General features: G+C 38.7%; 10 protein-coding genes. All 10 read left to right on the plus strand.

Annotated elements, in window-relative coordinates; genetic code table 11:
- Positions 1–130: 130 nt before the first annotated feature.
- Positions 131–1,627 carry an endonuclease NucS domain-containing protein gene (locus GPL15_RS02470; protein ID WP_215695626.1) on the plus strand — a complete coding sequence of 499 codons (1,497 nt, stop codon included), beginning with the start codon at positions 131–133 and terminating at the stop codon, positions 1,625–1,627.
- A gap of 44 nt (positions 1,628–1,671) precedes the next feature.
- Positions 1,672–2,736 carry a hypothetical protein gene (locus tag GPL15_RS02475; protein WP_215695628.1) on the plus strand — a complete coding sequence of 355 codons (1,065 nt, stop codon included), beginning with the start codon at positions 1,672–1,674 and terminating at the stop codon, positions 2,734–2,736.
- Between the two features lie 743 nt (positions 2,737–3,479).
- Positions 3,480–4,595, plus strand: a complete 1,116-nt coding sequence (locus tag GPL15_RS02485) for an ADP-ribosylglycohydrolase family protein (protein ID WP_215695632.1) — start codon at positions 3,480–3,482, stop codon at positions 4,593–4,595.
- A gap of 658 nt (positions 4,596–5,253) precedes the next feature.
- On the plus strand, positions 5,254–9,183 hold the full coding sequence (locus tag GPL15_RS02490; RefSeq protein WP_215695634.1) for an AAA domain-containing protein: 3,930 nt from the start codon (positions 5,254–5,256) through the stop codon (positions 9,181–9,183).
- Between the two features lie 472 nt (positions 9,184–9,655).
- Entirely contained in the window at positions 9,656–10,084 is a 429-nt protein-coding gene (locus GPL15_RS02495; protein ID WP_215695636.1) for an N-acetyltransferase, read from the plus strand.
- A 623-nt stretch (positions 10,085–10,707) separates the two neighbouring features.
- On the plus strand, positions 10,708–11,430 hold the full coding sequence (locus tag GPL15_RS02500; protein WP_215695638.1) for a hypothetical protein: 723 nt from the start codon (positions 10,708–10,710) through the stop codon (positions 11,428–11,430).
- A 791-nt stretch (positions 11,431–12,221) separates the two neighbouring features.
- Positions 12,222–12,428 carry a hypothetical protein gene (locus GPL15_RS27245; protein WP_252198044.1) on the plus strand — a complete coding sequence of 69 codons (207 nt, stop codon included), beginning with the start codon at positions 12,222–12,224 and terminating at the stop codon, positions 12,426–12,428.
- A 44-nt stretch (positions 12,429–12,472) separates the two neighbouring features.
- Positions 12,473–12,877, plus strand: coding sequence for a DUF1810 family protein (locus tag GPL15_RS02510; RefSeq protein WP_215695640.1), 405 nt, complete (start codon positions 12,473–12,475; stop codon positions 12,875–12,877).
- Positions 12,874–15,414 (plus strand): DUF4268 domain-containing protein, encoded by a 2,541-nt coding sequence (locus GPL15_RS02515; RefSeq protein ID WP_215695642.1) that lies wholly within the window; start codon positions 12,874–12,876, stop codon positions 15,412–15,414. Before GPL15_RS02510 ends, GPL15_RS02515 begins: the two co-directional genes overlap by 4 nt.
- 318 nt (positions 15,415–15,732) lie before the next feature.
- The coding region (locus tag GPL15_RS02520) for a UvrD-helicase domain-containing protein (protein WP_252198046.1) at positions 15,733–18,684 on the plus strand (2,952 nt) is incomplete at its 3' end.

Consider the following 18,684-nt stretch of genomic DNA (forward strand, 5'->3'; position numbering starts at 1 on the left):
GTGCGTAAATCGATTGGCTACAAACATCCGGAAATATGATTGCTAATATAACAACGGCCAGAGCCTTTATAATGTCGGTATGCTTTAGGGCAATTTATTTTTGAGGAATAGTACATAGGAGAACAAATATATGAAAGAGGCAGAAATAAAAAATTATCTTGCGAAAAATCTTCATGTTATTTCGAGTGAACTAGTACTGGTAAAAACGGAATATAAACTTGAAAATAATGTGGGTACAGATGGCTATATTGATATATTAGCAAGAGATATATATGATAATTATGTGATCATAGAGATCAAGCGATCTAAACAATCATCACGGTCTGCAATACATGAAATTATGAAATATGTCTCCTTACTTAAAACTACTTTACATTTGAAAGACAGTGAGATACGAGTAATAATAATATCTACAGAATGGGATGAACTTATTACGCCATTTTGTGAATGGAAAGAGAAGGTGAATTTGGCAATAGAAGGCTACCAATTTACACCTGAGAGAAAATGTGTAGAAATTTTAGATGTAATTGAGGATAAGCAGGAGCGTGAACTTTCTCGAAATCAATTGGCGTTTCTTTATAAAACGGTAAACGAATTAGAAAGATGTAAGGAAAAATTAGTAAATATAATTCAAAAATGCAAATTGCAGGATTTTTTCTTACTTGAGCTTAGAAATGAGGGGAATGTTAGTGTGGTGTTTCCCGTTGCTTTAATCTTAGTGATTCAACGTTATTCAAAAGATAAATATATTTCAATATTAACCAGTAGTGATTGGAACCAAGAATGGGATGAACAGGAAAGTTATGAATATGAAGGAGAAGAACTGTTAGTTTTTTTTGAAGAAAGTATTTATAAAAAAATAAATAGTTACAGGTTATTTAATGATGTACAAGTTTGTAGTCCGGAAACAATAGTATCGATGGTTGCCCAGCAAGGATGGATCCCTATAGGGGTTACTAAGAGCGGATATTTTGTCCATGAGAATAGATCAGATGAATGGTTTTTTAGAAAAGCAACGGGAGTAGAAGAAAATAATAATAATTATATATTTGAAAATTTTTGTGATAATAAATTTGAACTTAGGTTCTCGGAGATGTTAAATAGCGCTAGAGAGTTTATGTACCACAAGGATGATATGCTTAGCTGTTTTGATGAAGTATGGAATGTCATCGAACATAAGAAAGTTAAGAGAACTACTATTGAAATATATAATAGTGGGAATATCATACAAAATTTAATAATGTATGAAATTAATGGAAATATAGAAGAGTTACCTTATGCTGATATTTTTTTAGAATACAATGATGGAAAAGTGGATAGATATGTAATCCTATTGGCATATGGGCAAGGAGAAATAAAGTCAGAGTGTTTTATATTAGATAGCCTATTGAAAGGAGATGGTTCGGTATATATGCAAATGCTTTGGTCTGGGGAAATAGTGATATATAATGATGAAATTATGAAAAACCTTGGACTTACATATGATTGGATGAAATATAGTTATGAAAATGGATGCTGGATACTACGAAGAAATTTTAAAAAATTAAAATTTATGACGTTTTATAAGGAGAATATTTACAAAATCAAGAAAATTCAACAATGGTATTTGGAACATATCGCGTATTAACATACTTTGAGAACTGTTTGTTTAATTATGTGAAGGAGAATGAGATGATAATTTTTCAGACGGGTCATCAGGAACTATTTAATTATATTATACATCATTTTTTAAAAAAAGAGGTTTTTAATGAGGAGATGGATCTAGGGGATATGATTGAGATTCTTCTGCCTAAATATTTATATAGAGAACAATATCATAAATGCGTTAAAGCATTTAATGAGCTGTATCAATGGACAGAGGATTCGTTTTATCACGAGATGTGTGCACTACATGAATTACTATTATATAATTTTATCGAATATATGGCCAATTTACAGCGAGAAATCCCCGAATTTAATCAACTTTATATTGATGAAAAAGGACATTTTTTGATAGATCAGGCTGCTCAGAATGATTTGGCTGAATCTGATGATTTTGGATATGAAGACTGTAAAGAAATTTATTATGATATTGTTTTTTATCCGGATTTCTTATTTATAGATACTGATTTTTTGTTTATTGATAAAATATATAATACCAGAAAAGCTGGTGAAACATTTATTGAGGACATATTAGGAATTAATATAGATTACTATTTTGAACTTATGCCACAAGATATTCAGGAACAATATAAGACAAGGCATATTACGCTAACGAGTGAAGTTGAGGCAATGTTAAAGTATGTTGAGGGTAGAATTCAGTGTGGAAATTTATATAAGCTTTTTTGGGAAAATGATACTCCTGTAAAAGAGGAACGTATACAGCTTATATTAGAAAATATTATGGATGCATATTTTTATAATCAAGCAATAGAAATAACCAGAGAGGCGTTAGTTGGAAATGGAAGAGTAGATTTTAAATTATACAAAGCAGATCATGAAGATGAAAAAGTTCTAATTGAAATAAAAAGAGGCAGTAGTTCTTATTTAAGAAAAGGTTATGAGAAACAGCTAACGGATTACATGCTATCTACTAATTATAAGAATGCTTTTTATTTGATTGCATGTTTTACAGATAGTGAGTATGAACGAAGTGAACGGTTTATTAGAAATCATGTTTATACGGATACTATACAGCTATATATAAATATTTCAATATTAGATTTTAGAAAAAGAAAAACGGCGTCTATTTCTTAAAGAAAGAGTGTACAGAATATGCAATAATTTGATATAAAAAGCAAGCTTAAAGATGGCTGATTTTATTTGCAAAGTTGAATAGAAGACTTATTTGTTTATAATACCCAGAGTTGTCACTTATACTACAGACTCTGGCATAATTAGATTCCAGTTATGTAGGATGCAGATGGTAAGCAATCTTTAAACCTGCATCAGAAGCTATTTTCCGCATTTGACTGCAGTAAATGCAGAAATTGTTGTAAAATGTATCCAGGAAACATTCCAATAGAGGATATCAGGAAAGATGCGGAACATCTACAGATGACCGAGGAAACCTTCATAAAGAAGTACCTTTGCCAAGATTCCTCCACTGGTATATTTCAGACTATACATACTCCCTGCGGCTTTTTGCAGGAAAACGGAGACTGCCTGTTGGGTGATTGTAAGCCAGACAACTGTGTCAAATATCCTTATACTGATCAGCCGGAGCGGCTATACAGTCTGTTTAGCGTGTTGGAGGCAGAGAAGGCTTCTGACAAGGCTTAACTGTGTTTTACAGGAATCATTATTACCCTTTATCCCCCTTCAAAGCTTGTTGCAAACTAAGTCCAAAATAATAGTTAAAAATAATGATTTAAAATATAAATAATTCATAATCAATGCCTAACAATAAGTAGTTTCTCATATAAAAACAAGCACCTTAATTTTTATAATAAGCGCTACGTTATATATTTCCCCCAAAACGCAAAGGAAGTGACAAATAAGTGAATAACAGCAATAAAATATTGAATAAATACAAAGGCTGCCTATATGGCGGAGCCATAGGAGATGCCTTGGGCTATCCAATAGAGTTCCGCAGCGCAAAAGATATCCAAACAATTTATGGTAAGAATGGAATACAGTATTATGAGCTGTTTAACGGAAAAGCCATCATATCAGATGACACTCAAATGACATTATTTACAGCAGTCGGCCTGCTGGTTGGATATACCCGATTATGTCTGCTTGGAATCATGGGAGAGTGGCAGAGTTATGTTGAATTAGCGTACAGAGACTGGCTGATAACTCAGAATGAAGATTCTGAGGCAACAAATCCATACTGCAAATCCTGGTTGTTGAATGTTGAAGAAATGCATAACTGGAGAGCGCCTGGCAATACGTGCCTATCCGCCTTAAAGGCTGAAAAATGCGGAAGTGTATCAAAACCGGTTAATAGAAGCAAAGGGTGCGGAGGCGTGATGCGAGTAGCTCCTGTTGGTTTGTATCTTCCGAAACATGAAAATGACATAGTCAAGATCGATCAGATAGCAGCGGAGGTGGCGGCAATTACACACGGCCATCCATTAGGGTATATTCCAGCAGCCACTTTGTCCCACATCATAGCAAGGTGTACATTCACGGATATGAAGTTGGAGAAGATTGTCACTGAGGCGATTGAGACAACCGCATTAATCTACAAAAACAAACAATATATTGATGATTTTATAAATATCATGAATAAGGCAATATGTTTGGCTCACCAGGAGTTAGATGATTTAGAGGCGATTAGGAAAATCGGACAGGGATGGGTTGCAGAGGAAACATTGGCAATAGCTGTTTATTGTTCCTTAAAATATCAAAATGATTTTGTAAAGGCAGTCACAACGTCTGTGAATCACGATGGAGACAGCGATTCCACCGGAGCGGTAACAGGCAATATTATAGGGGCATATCTGGGGCAGCAGCACATACCTGATGAGTTTATAGAGCCCTTGGAATTAAAGGAAGTTATTTCAGAAATTGCAGTTGACTTGTTCGAAGATTGTAAGATGAGTGAATATGGAGAGTATCATGATGATAAATGGTATTCAAAGTATTGTACTGGTGATTACTGCATATGAGAGGACGTTGAGTGCCTGTAATATTATGTCAACAATATGTTTAAAGATGGTTTTTTCTGGCTTTTGTGTAATGTGATTATCAAATATATATTTAACGTAAACTGGAAAAACCAGAAGGCATAAACCGATTTTATATAGGTGTTAAATCATGATAGGATGAAATTAAATTGTAGTGGTATGATTAGGCGTAAAGGTTTTTGACTTTTGCGCCTCTTTTATTGGTGAGATGAGGAGTATTATGAAAAGATTAAATAAAAAAATAACCTATACAACATAATTTAAATCAAGTCAATCGAATTCATTATTTATTAAAGTGTTTTGAGATTGTAAGAAGTGGTGGATATTAGTACATAGTTTTATTTGGAAATACAAATTTCAATGTTTTTTTTCTACAACCATTTATAATCCGAATAGGAAAAAGATGAATATTATCGCTCCCCTTAATTTATTCTATTCCGATTTTTGAGCTGTCTGATCCGAATCTATAAAATCATAGATAGAAAAATTAAAAAATGCTGATTTTTAATAAAAAATCGTAATTTTATGTAACTTAGACTAGCCGTCACGTTAACACCTTGGTACAATAGAGAATAAGTGAAGCAATAGTACATTTGTAAATAAAAATGCAAGTTCTACGAAAGGATAACGGTACGAATATATGGGAGACATCCATCAACTGACTGCGTATTTCAAGGATTATGATTTTTACAATAATGTTTTGTCGACGGAAGTAAGGGATAAAGACGTGGAAGATATTTCACTGGAAAAGTGTGATTTTGCTTTTATATCATCCAGATTTAACTGCTGGAAGAAGGAGAAGATTATACATATTTTAAAAACCAGAGTATCCCTCAACGATAAGAATAAGCTAAACGCCGTTGTTGGGGACTATGTGGATCACAAAATCTCCTTGGAGGAGCTGTTTGAGCAACTCACTTTTAAAATACCCCGCTTTTCCCAGGATGTTAAAAGTGAAATCAATGAGATTGAACAAAATTCCAGATTCTTTGTATTTTACCCGGTGGTGTTGAACAAAACGAAACAAAAACAGCAGCCTATGTTTACATTTTCTTGTGAATGTCAGGAGAACGCGTTCCAGATTCAAAAGGCGTTTGTCAATAAAAATGTACTAACCCTGCTGTTATCAGAAACAATGGATATGCACGTATCAGATATTAAAACCTCTTTTGGTAAGAAGATGGATGAAATGGTATCCGCAGTGGACGCACTTCATGCATCCCCTGATTTTTCCTGCCTATATCAGACTATATGTGAGGAATTCGAGCGTATTTTTGGAGTGAAACTGGGTAAATGCAGGGTACCAGAGGAGTGGCAACAGCTTGGGAAGGCAATGATTTCATTTGAATCCTCGGAAGCGGTCATTGAAAATTGTTTCTATGATGAGATGGAAACCATGGCGCGTTTCATCAGTCAGGATAGTATTATACCAGAAACGGTGAAACTTTTTATGGGGCTATCTGACCGCCGGCCTCAGGATATCAGTAAAGTGTTGTTTAAGGACAGTCATATTGGGAGTTATCAGGCAAAATATCCAGTAAATCAGAAGCAATGGAAATTAATGCAGCTTGTAAGCAGCTCAAAGATTTTGTGTGTAGAAGGCCCTCCGGGGACGGGAAAGACCACTTTGCTGAAGGAGATGATTGCAGATGCAATGGTACAGAAGGCGGATGCCTTGCTGAAGGTATGGGATGAGCCATGGACGGATATGGGAAAAGAGGGAAAGGAAATCAGCCGTTCCCCATTAATGGGAAAAAATCTGTACTCCATCATTATAAGCAGTACCAATAATAAGGCGGTCGATAATATCGGATTTGAGTTATTGAAGGAGGTTTCGTTCTTTTCTGAATTTACGCATACTACTCTTAGGAAGCCAGACGGAGAAGATGCTGAAAATGATGAAGCAGAAACAAATGAAGAAAGCGCTGTAAAAATATGCGAAAACAATGTAGTCTATGAAGATCACGAACACCATGAAAAACAGAAAATAGATACGGATTACGAAGGGATTTTTTGTGCCAGATTGGGAAAGGCAAAACAAGTAGAGGATTTTTATAGAAGCATTTTTCAGCCGTTCCTCGTATTTCTCGAAGGAAAAGAGATAAGTGCAGAAGAAGAAGAGGCTGTCAGAGCCCGGTATGCGGAAGTGCGCCAGAAAATGAAAGATTTAAACCGTGCAATATCAGACTTCATTTCCCAGCGGGATACACATGGAGTTGAATTTTCTCCCGATAAGTTGAGAGAGAGGCAGAAAGCTCTTGAGGCAATGCAACTTCAACTGGACATGGAACGTAAGAAATGGCAGAAGGAATGCAGGGATACTCAGAAGCAGCTTAAAGGTATAAGAGAGGATATAGAATGTTGGAAGCAGGAAATGTCTGAAAAAGTAAACGAGTGTGTTTTGGCACAAAAGTTGATTCGTTCACTCTACTCGGATTTGGAGGAATATATGAGTATAACCGGCCTTAAAAGGCTGTTTAGCTTCCTATTTCCCAAGACACGTCGGGTTCAGAGGGATTATGGTTCTGAACAGCAGATTCGTGATAAGATTGAAACAGAAAATGTCAAGTGTAGCAATCTTGAAGAGAGGATGAGGCAGCTTCAGCAGGACATTTCCCAGGCGGAGGAAAGACAGAAAGCGCTTTTGAATGAGGCAGAGAAAATCCATAAACAACTATCTGAAATCAGTTCTAATGAAGCGGACAATCAGATGGAACAGGAAATATTAAAAGAGCCCCTTGGATCTATTGAAGAGCTTCGGAAGAGGGTTCAGGTTCCCGAAGATCAATGGATGGGGCTGGAACCTCATGAGCTATACAGTCTACCGGATGTTTATAAGCTCCGTAATCAGCTTTTCCTGGCGGCCTTATCCTTGTTTGAGTGTTATATCGTTCGCCACAAAGAGCCGATACTAAATAATCTGAAGCTATTACTGATAAAAAAGGATGGAGATAGTGGGAATGGCTTTTATAACTGGTGTAGTGTCCTGTACAACGGCGACGCGCCATATTCAGAAAAACGGGCTGAGTTAGTTCGGATATTATGGGAGACCTTTTTTCTGTGTTTTCCAGTTGTAACAACAACGCTCCATTCTTTTCGGAAAAAGGTATTTGCAATGGTGCCGGAATTATTTGATCTGCTGTTAATCGACGAGAGCGGGCAGATTGTGCCATACTATGCGCTGGCTCCATTATACCGTGTAAGACGGGCGGTCTTTGTAGGGGATGTCAATCAAATTGAGCCAATTAAGAATGTACCGTCAGGTTTGTTTAAAACGAGATATACGGAGATGCTGGGGGAGGATTTGTATAAACAGTTTTGCCTGGATGACGCCAGTGCCCAACGCTATGCCGTGAGTGCCAGTGATTTCTATGAAATGGCAGGAAGCAGAAGGGGCGGCGTGATTTTGAATGAGCATAGGCGGTGTGAGCCTGCAATTATGGCATTTTCTAATGAGCTGGTGTATGGACATGTACTGGAGCTGACCGGAGACAATAATAATGATAAGTTATTCGGCAGCAATCTGGCGGCTTTTGATATCAGAGGAGTTAAAGCAGCACAGCATTATAATTCTCTGGAAATCCAGGCCTGCAAAGAGATTATTGAACTTTTCGTAGAGAGGTATGGGGAAGGGGTTAAGAAGGATATCGGTATTATTACACCATTCTCAAGGCAGGCGGCAATGCTACGGGAACAAATACACGGCGTGGAGACCGGAACCGTTCATGTTTTCCAAGGGGCAGAGAAAAAATATATCTTGTTTTCCTGTGTTGTGGATGATACGGAGAAGCCATCGGGGCTTTGTAGTTTTATCGGTGGCAAATGTAACCTGCTTAATGTGGCATTTTCACGCGCTAAAGAGCAGTTTATATTCGTGGGAAATATTCAGGCCGCGGAAAACAGCGGGAATTATTTAAAAGAGGCAGTCGGGATAATTAAAAAATATGGAAAGGTTTTTAGCTTCTTTGACACCCAAGATACAGATGCAGACAATTTCCCTGCAGATGAATTGGTAATACGGGTATTGTCCGGAAAACAGCTTTATTTTGATGATGATAAGATTGGAGAATTTTTGAACCAGAAAATTCCTCATAACATCATCGATACACCACGGCTGCATAACGAAATATTAAATGAAATGCTTTTGAGAGCCAATAGCAGTATCCATATTATATCCCCATGGATTGGGCACAATGTTGTTACAGATGCAATGCTGGAAACAATCCGAAGCAAAATAGAGGAAGGGATTAAAATTCATATTGTATTTGGCTATAAAGCGGTGAAATGCTCTCTGGATGATATTGACGAACTGGTGCGCCAGGACATTCCCTGGGGCAAGGAAACAGCGGCCCAGACAATAAAAAGTCTGTTGGAAATACTGGGCGGAGACCTTGAATATCTTCCGCCCTCTCATGTGAAGCTTTTGCTGGCAGATGACAGGTACCTCTTAATCGGTTCTTTAAACTGGTTGTTTAATAGTGGGAAAACCTCACAGAAGGAAATCAGCTGTTTGGTGACCAATACGGATACGATACAGTATGTGAAAAGACGGTTTTTGGAGCGGCATTGATTCTGCGGTTGTTTAGATGGACGAACCTTATGCTATGTAGTATAAAAGACAACTTTCATTACACATAGAAACAGTAGTAATGCTGCAAAAATATGGCTTGAAGGAGAAATAAATCGAATTAACCACAGGTCATAGCAGTTTTAGCGAAAATCGAGGATAAAATAGGGCAGCAAATGGCTCATTTTTTCCTCGATTTTTCATTCTTTTCATAAATAAGAGATACTGGAAAGTGAATATTGAATAAATTTAAATGATCCAAATCTAAAAATTTCAGCCCTTTTTTAAAATTAAAAAACAAAGGAAAGAATTCATTGTAATTATCTGAGAGGAAGTCAAATCTTTTGCATACCACAACTATAATCTAAAGTCAAAACAATGCCTAAACACAAAAACGAACAAATGTTCTGAAATGTATTGTGCTCCCCTTACCTTTCCTGTATAATATCAATAGAAAGAGGAGGCGTCAGATCAGATGATTCGATTATTTGAGTTTCGGGATTTAGATAGGATTATGGAGATTTGGCTGGAGGGGAACCTGAAGGCTCATTCATTTATAGAAGAGAAGTATTGGAGACAGAATTATAAAAAGGTCAGATCAATGCTGCCAAATGCAGAGGTATATGTGTTTGAAGAAAAAGGAGAAATCCTTGGCTTTATCGGAATGGATGCAGAATATATTGCCGGATTATTTGTTGCGGAGGGATACCGGGGACAGGGGATTGGCCATCAGTTGATTTCGGCGGTAAAGAGGAAAAAGCGCCTGTCACTGCATGTATATGAAAAGAATATAGGTGCTGTGGCATTCTATCGGGCGGAAGGATTCCATATCGAAAACAGCATGACAGAGAAAGAAAGCGGGGAACAAGAGTATCTAATGGTGTTTTATGAAGGCATTGAATAGAATAAAGAATGATACCAACGAAATCAGACCAGGAAATTCAATCGGCATGCCCAAGCCTGAGACCAGCAATTTTTTAAATATAGATGAATTGCTTATGTCGTATTTTTACAATAATGTAATGGAAGTCTATGATATAATAATGTAAACAATGGCGGTATAGTTGAAGGTCAAATATTCACCATAAGAGAAAAAATTTTTGATGAACCGGGAAAACCGCAAACGAAAGAAAGACTAAAATCTCCTAATTCAAGTAAAATAGGCTGGGGTATGCTCTGAAGATTTATACAATGACAGAGATTAGGCTAATTATCCGACTAAATTGTTGAAATGCTATTAATTCCAACATACGTATTTTCCGCAGGTACAATATTTGGTTTATATGTCTATAGCAGATTAGGCATATAGTTACATAGAAGAAGGTGTCTGAAAGAGATTTTTTCAAATCAAAATACTTTATGACCTTCATGGTAAAAAACATCATAAAATGCTTATTCGAGACAAATAAAAGCATTCATTAACAAACATCATAAAATACATCACATAAAACTAAATTAAAGCATTATTATGCGGTCTGGGAATAGGCCCCGGACACCTAAAACAATATAAGGCAGGAGGATACAAATTTGATTACACCAATGAGTAAAAAACTAGAGGCAGAACTGTTGTGGTCCGAAGTGGAACTTACTAAAAAGAGCAAAATGAAAAATGAAGGTGCAGGCCTTTTGATACTGGGAATTGGGGCACTGGCAATGGGTGTTTTCAACCATTTGCTGCTTCATATTCTATACGAGAGCAATATTATTTGGATTGCAGTTAGCGCAGGCTGTGCGGTTTTAGGCGTTGTTTTAAGCATATTTGGGATAAAATTGATAACCAAAATCGGTGATTCCGTTGCAGAGATGACAGCCAAGGACAGCGGTTACAGCGAAGGTGAGATTTTGGAGTTTTATAAGGAATGCCGTCAGATGGATTCGCTGCTGTTGTCTTTGACACCTCAGCCGACCAAAGAGACGGATTTTACAAAAGTCGGTTTCTTAACAAAGAACTGGCTGAGACTGCCGGATAAAATTTATCATGGTGTCATGCGGATATCTGATTTGGCGGTGATTTGGTATGAAGAGACAGCGCTTCCAGGTTATGATCCTGGTATTTTCGCCGTGAAAAGTGATGGTAAGATGCTGTATGCAAAATGCAAACCTGATGTTGGAACAGAAATTGTAGAGATGATTGCCGGCAGAAATTCTAAATGCATTACCGCGCGGCTTTTTGCGTATGATGGCAAAGAATTTGATGCATTTCGGAACCCGCAGGATGCAGCGAACTTTTATCGGATGATGCAGCGCTGACAGATTCCAAGCTATTCATGTATGAAAATTATGGTTCGGCAGAAGAACTGTGAAAAGTAATATTGTAAAAGATAATCCCAATGGATTATTTATTTACACCCCAACTTGTGCGAAAGCTGCAAATTTAAATTGCAACGGGGAACCTGAAATTCTCAGCACGTACCTCTGCAAAAAACGCTCTGGCATGGAGGCGTGACATGGTAATTCACAATATATAACAGTGAAATAAATAACAGTGATATGTTAAGGTGTGAAAGCTATTTGCTTTTGCGCCTTTTCTTTATCATTAAGGCGAAGTGAAATGAGAGTTGGAAATAAGGTATAATAAATTAAAGATAAAACCAAGGAATAAAACTAGGGAACAAAACTAAGAAAAGCTTTCAGATGGCAATGACTGGGTGAGTATGGTAAAATATAGTAATACAAATGTGGAAAGTAGAAAAATTAAATATATTAGCGGATACGATGAAAGGTAGTGTCGCCAAAACAGAATTTACTCCTTGTATACCGTACCATTACCTTGCTGTCCGGAAAGAGAATATTTACTATGCGAAAGAAACGTTCATATGGGAATGATGGAACTTGCCAGTGGAAAGTCGATATGGCGTGGAATCAACTGTTATAATGAGGAAAAGGTAATCTCCTGGGAAAATACTGGACTGGATTCATACAGTGGTGTAGTAGCTGGCAGCAGTGGCGAATCTTATAAAGTTAATATTGACAAACAGCATTCGAAAAAATCCACTTGCAATTGTGCTTTTTCAGATGTAAGGCGCGTGATTTGAAAACATATGCTGGCACTGTTGTTCATAGCAGAGCCTGAAACGGTTGAAAATTTCCTCAAAGAAGTTGAGAAATATGAAGCCGAGGAAAAAGAGAGAGAACAGCAGCATTTTAGAGATCTGAGTACATACATGAAAATCCTTACAAAATCAGAACTTCAGGAGCAATTGTTCAACGCACTTATTCAATTGGAAGAAAGAAGAAAGTTTTACTGATTAAGTAATTGAAACTATAAAAAATTATTTTAGAGGCGAGCAAGATGCAGGATAACAAGCAAAGTTTAGAACGTTTTTTAAAAGCGCAGGAATCGGATTATGAAAAAGCGCTGGCAGAGATTAAAGAGGGCCATAAACGCAGCCAGTGGATCTGGTACATTTTTCCGCAGATTCAGGGACTGGGTTATAGTAACATGTCCCAATTTTATGCGATAAAAGATATTACAGAAGCCAAGGCATACATAGAGCATCCTGTGTCGGGACCAAGGCTGAAGGAAGGATCAACTGGTATGGTGTATAACAAATGTTCAGATGCGGTTTATAGCTGGTTGAAATCAGATGCACGACCAGATGCTATGAACAAACATGTCTGTTGTATTTTAGAAGTAAAATGTTGTAAGAATTGTGAGACGCAAAAGCGGATAATGGGGCAGGGAGGTGCCAAATGAAAGGTTCAGAGACAAAACTTGTGGCTTATATGCAGGGAGCAAGCAAACGGTTTGTAATCCCAGTCTATCAGCGCAACTATGACTGGAGGACGGAAAACTGCAAACAGCTATATAATGATCTTGTAACGGTAGTAAAAAGCCATCGTAAGAGCCATTTTTTTGGCAGTATTGTTTCTGTCTATAATCCGGATGGGGAAAATGATGAATTTATGGTCATTGATGGACAGCAGCGCCTAACAACCGTTTCACTGCTTCTGCTTGCCATGTATAATTTGTTGGAGTATAAGGTGATTGTTGCGGCGAAAGCTTCATTAAGTGAACGTATTTATGAGGAGTATCTGGTTGACAAATGGCAGGATAAGGAAACACGTATAAAGCTTAAACCGGTTAAGAATGATCAGAAAGCATTTGCCAGACTGTTCGATGATGACGCGGTACATATTAAAGAATCTAATTTGACGATCAATTATAATTATTTTTATGAACGAATTCAGAAACAGGAAGTTACTGTAGATGAGCTGTTTGATGCCATTTGCCGGCTGGAGATTATTAATATTACCTTGAATCAGGATGATAATCCACAATTAATTTTTGAAAGCCTGAATTCGACTGGCGTGGCTTTAAGTGAGGGAGATAAGATACGCAATTTTATCTTGATGGGTTTGCCCACAAAGGAACAGAATGATTTTTATGAGAAATACTGGAATCGGATAGAAATTTGTACTGATTATGATGTCAGCTCTTTTATCCGTGATTATTTGAGTGTAAAACAGCAGATGATTCCATCGCAGAGTAAAGTCTATTTTACGTTTAAGGCATTTGTAGAGGAAAGCGGATTTACAATAGAAGAACTTCTAAAAGAGCTGCTCTTTTACGCCAGGCTGTATGAAGTCCTGCTGAAAGGAAATATACAGGATAAGCGGCTCAATTCCTGTATTTACCGGTTAAACCGTTTGGAAACGACAATTACACGCCCGTTTTTCCTTGAAGTCCTACGTTTACAGAATGAGGGCAAGCTGACAGTTGCAGAGACTAGTGATATTTTTTTAACAATAGAAAATTACCTGTTTCGCAGGACTATGTGTGATTTGCCGACAAATGCTTTGAGTAAGATATTCCTTCTCCTTCACCGTGAAATCATACGTTTCGATGGAACGGATGCTGAGTATCCGGCCAAGTTTAAATACGCATTGCTGTCTAAAAGAGAACGTGCCAGATTTCCCGATGATGCAGAGTTTGCGTCTGCGCTTGCGGAGCGCCAAGTGTATCTGATGAATAGTAAAAATAAGATTTACCTTCTGGAGCGGTTTGAAAATTACGGTACACTGGAGGACAAGGATGTGTACCGCCATTTAGACGATGGTGATTTTTCGGTTGAACATATTATGCCGCAGCACCTGACGTCGGTTTGGGTGAGGGAACTGGGAGAAGATTATGAACGGATTCATGAAGTGTGGCTTCACAGGATGGCAAATCTCACATTAACCGCTTATAATTCCAAATACAGTAATAGTTCATTTACTGAGAAGCGAGATATGAAAAATGGATTTCGGGAAAGCGGTATACGTATGAACGCTTATATTGCGCAAAAGGATAAATGGACGCTGGCTGAATTGGAAGAGCGCAGCAGTTATCTTGCGTACCGCGCGTTGGAAATATGGAGCGCTCCGGTTACTAATTATAAACCGGAAGCAAAACAGCTGGATTCCTATACGCTGGATGATGACGTGGACGTGAGCGGCAGGCAGATTACAAGATTCAGTTATAAGAATATGGAACAGCCGGTTACCAGTTGGACGGATATGTTTGAAAGGGTTTTAAAGATCCTTCACACAGAAGATAAATCCGTTTTGTCGAAACTGGTATATAATGCGGATGTGAATAGGGAGTTGTCGGCGTATGTAAGTGACAAGGAGACGGATCTTCGGCAGGCGCTTGAAATCGATGACGGAATTTATATGGAAAAGAATACGAGCACAGGAGTGAAACTGTCCATGCTGCGGCGGTTTTTCAAATTATACCATGCAGATCCGGCTGATTTAATCATGTATTTAAAAGGTGATACAGTAGTAAGTGATGAAAAGCTTGCAGGTAGCAGGTATAAACTGAGAAAACGATATTGGTCCTATGCGTTGGAGTATATCCGGAAAGCACATGGCGATAACGGCGCTTTCTGTAATGTAAATCCGTCTAAAGAAAACTGGATCAATGGATTTTTCGGAATAGGTGGCTTTTATATCTGCTGTGTGGCAAATTATGATTCTGCCAGGGTGGAATTGTATCTGGGAAAAATGAAAAAAGAGGATAATAAAGCGGCTTTTGATAAGTTGTTTTTGATGAGAACTGAAATTGAAGGTTCGCTGGGGGTGCCGCTTGTGTGGTGCCGTGGAGATGATATTAAATCATCTAAAATTTATTACCAATTAAGGAACGTCAGTATTGAAAATGAGACGGATTGGATTCAAATGGCAAAGTTCCATGCCCAATGGAGTAAAAAATTTTATGATTTAGTGGTTCCATATTTGAAAGAGGGATAATTTTTTTGTTAGGAAATGTCCTGCGAAATTGCATGAAGTTACATATCGAAAAGATAAAGAATATTTCCCGCCCTTTTTACCAATAGCCAAACCCCTCCCACTATGCTAAAATAACCTCATATCCATGCTGGATATATATTCCAGCCATGCGCTCAATCCAACAAAACCGCAAGGAGGCCACAACAAGTGGGATTTCTTCATCGTATATTTGGTCTAGGAAAACAAAAAGAAAATTCAGCCCCGCCCTACAATCCTACCCCCAAACCCCAGCCTATTCCCAGGAACGAAAACGTTATAAAACTTCTGGAATTTAAGCGGATGATGGAAGGCATTTTACAAGAGAACCAGTACATAGCGAAAAGCGGCTATATAGATAAAGTACTTAAATTTGACCCGGTTTTCAAAGTCTTTGACGCGCTGAAAAGCAGCGATATGATAGGGGATTTCTGCAAAATAAACGGCATCTCAGAAAGGGATGCCTATTTTGCTATGGATTTATACACAAATACATCTGCATACATCGACAAACATAATGACGATTATATAGCACAGGCCATGGAGGATGAAAAGGAATATCTGGACAATGTTTTAAAAGCCGCAGACCCGGTTGTCGTACTCGATGAAGACCAGCGGAGAGTAATCCTTACAGATGAAGATTATTGTCTTGTGATCGCCGGTGCAGGAGCTGGAAAGACTACCACAGTGGCGGCCAAAGTAAAATATTTAGTCGACAAAAAGGGGATAGACCCGTCCCAGATTCTGGTGGTTTCCTTTACCAACAAAGCGGTTAATGAACTGAAAGAAAAGATACAGGGGGCGTTGGGGATTGAATGCCCGATTGCTACCTTTCATTCTACGGGCAATGCGATCATTCATAAACATTCACCGGAAGAAAAACTGAATATTGTGGACAACTCCCGCCTTTATTTTGTCATAAGGGATTATTTCCGGGGGTCTGTTTTGCAGAATGAGACCGTGGTGAACAAGTTGATCATGTTTTTTGCCACGTATTTTGACGCACCCTATGAGGGCGATGATTTGAATGGATTCTTTAATAATATTGCAAAGGCCAATTACTCCACCATGCGCAGTGACCTTGAGGATTTTAAGCGGGAGGTTATTGATGCGAGAACCAAGAAGTCGGTAACGATCCGGAATGAGGTCCTCAGATCCCACCAGGAAGTGGAGATTGCGAATTTCTTATATCTGAATAACATCGACTATGAGTATGAGCCGGTCTATCCGTATAATATTTTATATGCCAGAAAACCGTACACTCCGGATTTCATTATTGCCCAGGGCGAAAAAACAGCATATATTGAGCATTTCGGGATATCTGAAAGCGGAGAAAATGACCGATACAGCCAGGAAGAATTAAACAGATATAAGCAGGCGGTGAATGATAAGGTACGTCTGCATAAACAGCACGGTACAACGCTTATTTATACATTTTCCGGTTACGAAGACTGCAAGCCTCTGTTAGCGCATTTACGGGAGGAATTAGAGGAGAAAGGCTTTGAACTACATCCCAGATCCAACAAAGAAGTGATGGAAATGCTGGTGGCCGGGGAAGAGAACCGGTATATAAGAAAATTTATCAGCCTCATTTGCAGATTTATCTCAAATTTCAAGGTAAATGGATATACGGCAGAGGAATTTAACCGAATGTATCACTCCACCCAGAACGTCCGGAGCAGGTTATTTCTGGATATCTGCAATGACTGCTATCTGGAGTATGAGCGCTGGTTAAATGAAAATAAAGCGGTTGATTTTGAGGATATGATCAATGAATCTGCGCGGATTCTCCGGGAAGTAAAGGAGATGAAGCAGAAACTCGATTTTAAATATATCATCGTGGATGAGTACCAGGACATTTCCAGACAGAGATTTGACCTCACGAAAGCGTTGTCTGAAGTGACGGATGCAAAGATTATCGCGGTGGGGGATGACTGGCAGTCCATTTATGCTTTCAGCGGCTCTGATATAACGCTTTTTACCAAATTTGAGGAAAAAATGGGGTATGCGAAGCTGCTTAAAATTGTAAAGACCTATCGTAATTCTCAGGACGTCATTGACATAGCGGGCAATTTTATTCAGAAAAATACGGAACAGATCAGCAAACGGCTGATATCGCCCAAGCATATTGAGGATCCTGTCATTATTTATACCTATGACAGCACCTCAAAGGGGAAGGACGGAAACAGAAGAAGCGGAGAAAATTATGCCATTGCCCATGCTGTAGAGACGGCGTTGGCACAGATTTTGGAGTATAAGAAAGCGGAAGGAAAGAAGCCGGGAAGTATCCTTCTTCTGGGCCGTTTTGGATTTGACGGCGACAAACTGGAGCGGTCCGGGCTCTTTGAATTTATCAGCCGTGGAAACCGGTTAAAAAGTGTCAAATATCCCAATCTTGATATTACATTTATGACAGCCCATTCGTCCAAGGGGCTTGGATATGATGATGTCATCATTGTGAATGGAAAAAATGAAACCTACGGATTTCCTTCCAAGATAGAGGACGATCCGGTGCTGGCTTTTGTAATAAAAGGGGACCGTTCCATTGATTATGCTGAGGAAAGAAGGCTTTTCTATGTGGCTATGACCAGAACGAAAAACAGGGTATTCTTTATTGCTCCTGAGCAGAATCCGTCTGAATTTTTGCTGGAACTGAAACGGGACTATAAAAATGTCCGGCTGCGCGGAAGCTGGAACGAGCATGAGATTACACGAAAGACGAAAAAATCATGCCCGTTATGCGGCTATCCCATGCAGTTAAAATACAAAAAAGCCTATGGACTGCGGTTATATATCTGCAGCAATGAACCAGAGATTTGCGGGTTTATGACCAATAATCTTCAAGGGGGAAAGCTTGCGATTCAAAAGTGTGACAACTGCCGTGACGGATATCTCATTGTTAAATCCGGCAAACGGGACGGCTTCTTTTTGGGATGCACCAATTATAAATTAAATGGAACCGGCTGCACGAAATCAATAGGGAAAAAGTACTATTATGATTTGATGGGATATGAGATGGAGGAGGAAGATGGAATGCCAAGCGCGCAGCGGCCGCCGCTGGAAGTGGCAGGAAGAATGCCAGGTGCGCAGCGGCCGCCGCTGGAATCAGCAGGAAGAATGCCAGGCGCGCAGCGGCCGCCGCTAGAACCGGCGGGAAGAATGCCAAGCGCGCAGTGGCCGCCGCTGGAATCAGCAGGAAGAATGCCAGGCGCGCAGAGGCCGCAGCTGGAACCGGCGGGAAGAATGCCAGGCGCG

Source organism: Clostridium sp. MCC353, from assembly GCF_018785315.1.
GTDB lineage: Bacteria > Bacillota > Clostridia > Lachnospirales > Lachnospiraceae > CHH4-2.

Bases quoted from the DNA above. Each gene is read 5' to 3' on its own strand.
- GPL15_RS02515 (WP_215695642.1), top strand. From the start codon at position 12,874: ATGAAAGGTTCAGAGACAAAACTTGTGGCTTATATGCAGGGAGCAAGC.
- GPL15_RS27245 (WP_252198044.1), top strand. From the start codon at position 12,222: ATGCTGGCACTGTTGTTCATAGCAGAGCCTGAAACGGTTGAAAATTTC.
- GPL15_RS02475 (WP_215695628.1), top strand. From the start codon at position 1,672: ATGATAATTTTTCAGACGGGTCATCAGGAACTATTTAATTATATTATA.
- GPL15_RS02495 (WP_215695636.1), top strand. From the start codon at position 9,656: ATGATTCGATTATTTGAGTTTCGGGATTTAGATAGGATTATGGAGATT.
- GPL15_RS02510 (WP_215695640.1), top strand. From the start codon at position 12,473: ATGCAGGATAACAAGCAAAGTTTAGAACGTTTTTTAAAAGCGCAGGAA.
- GPL15_RS02490 (WP_215695634.1), top strand. From the start codon at position 5,254: ATGGGAGACATCCATCAACTGACTGCGTATTTCAAGGATTATGATTTT.
- GPL15_RS02470 (WP_215695626.1), top strand. From the start codon at position 131: ATGAAAGAGGCAGAAATAAAAAATTATCTTGCGAAAAATCTTCATGTT.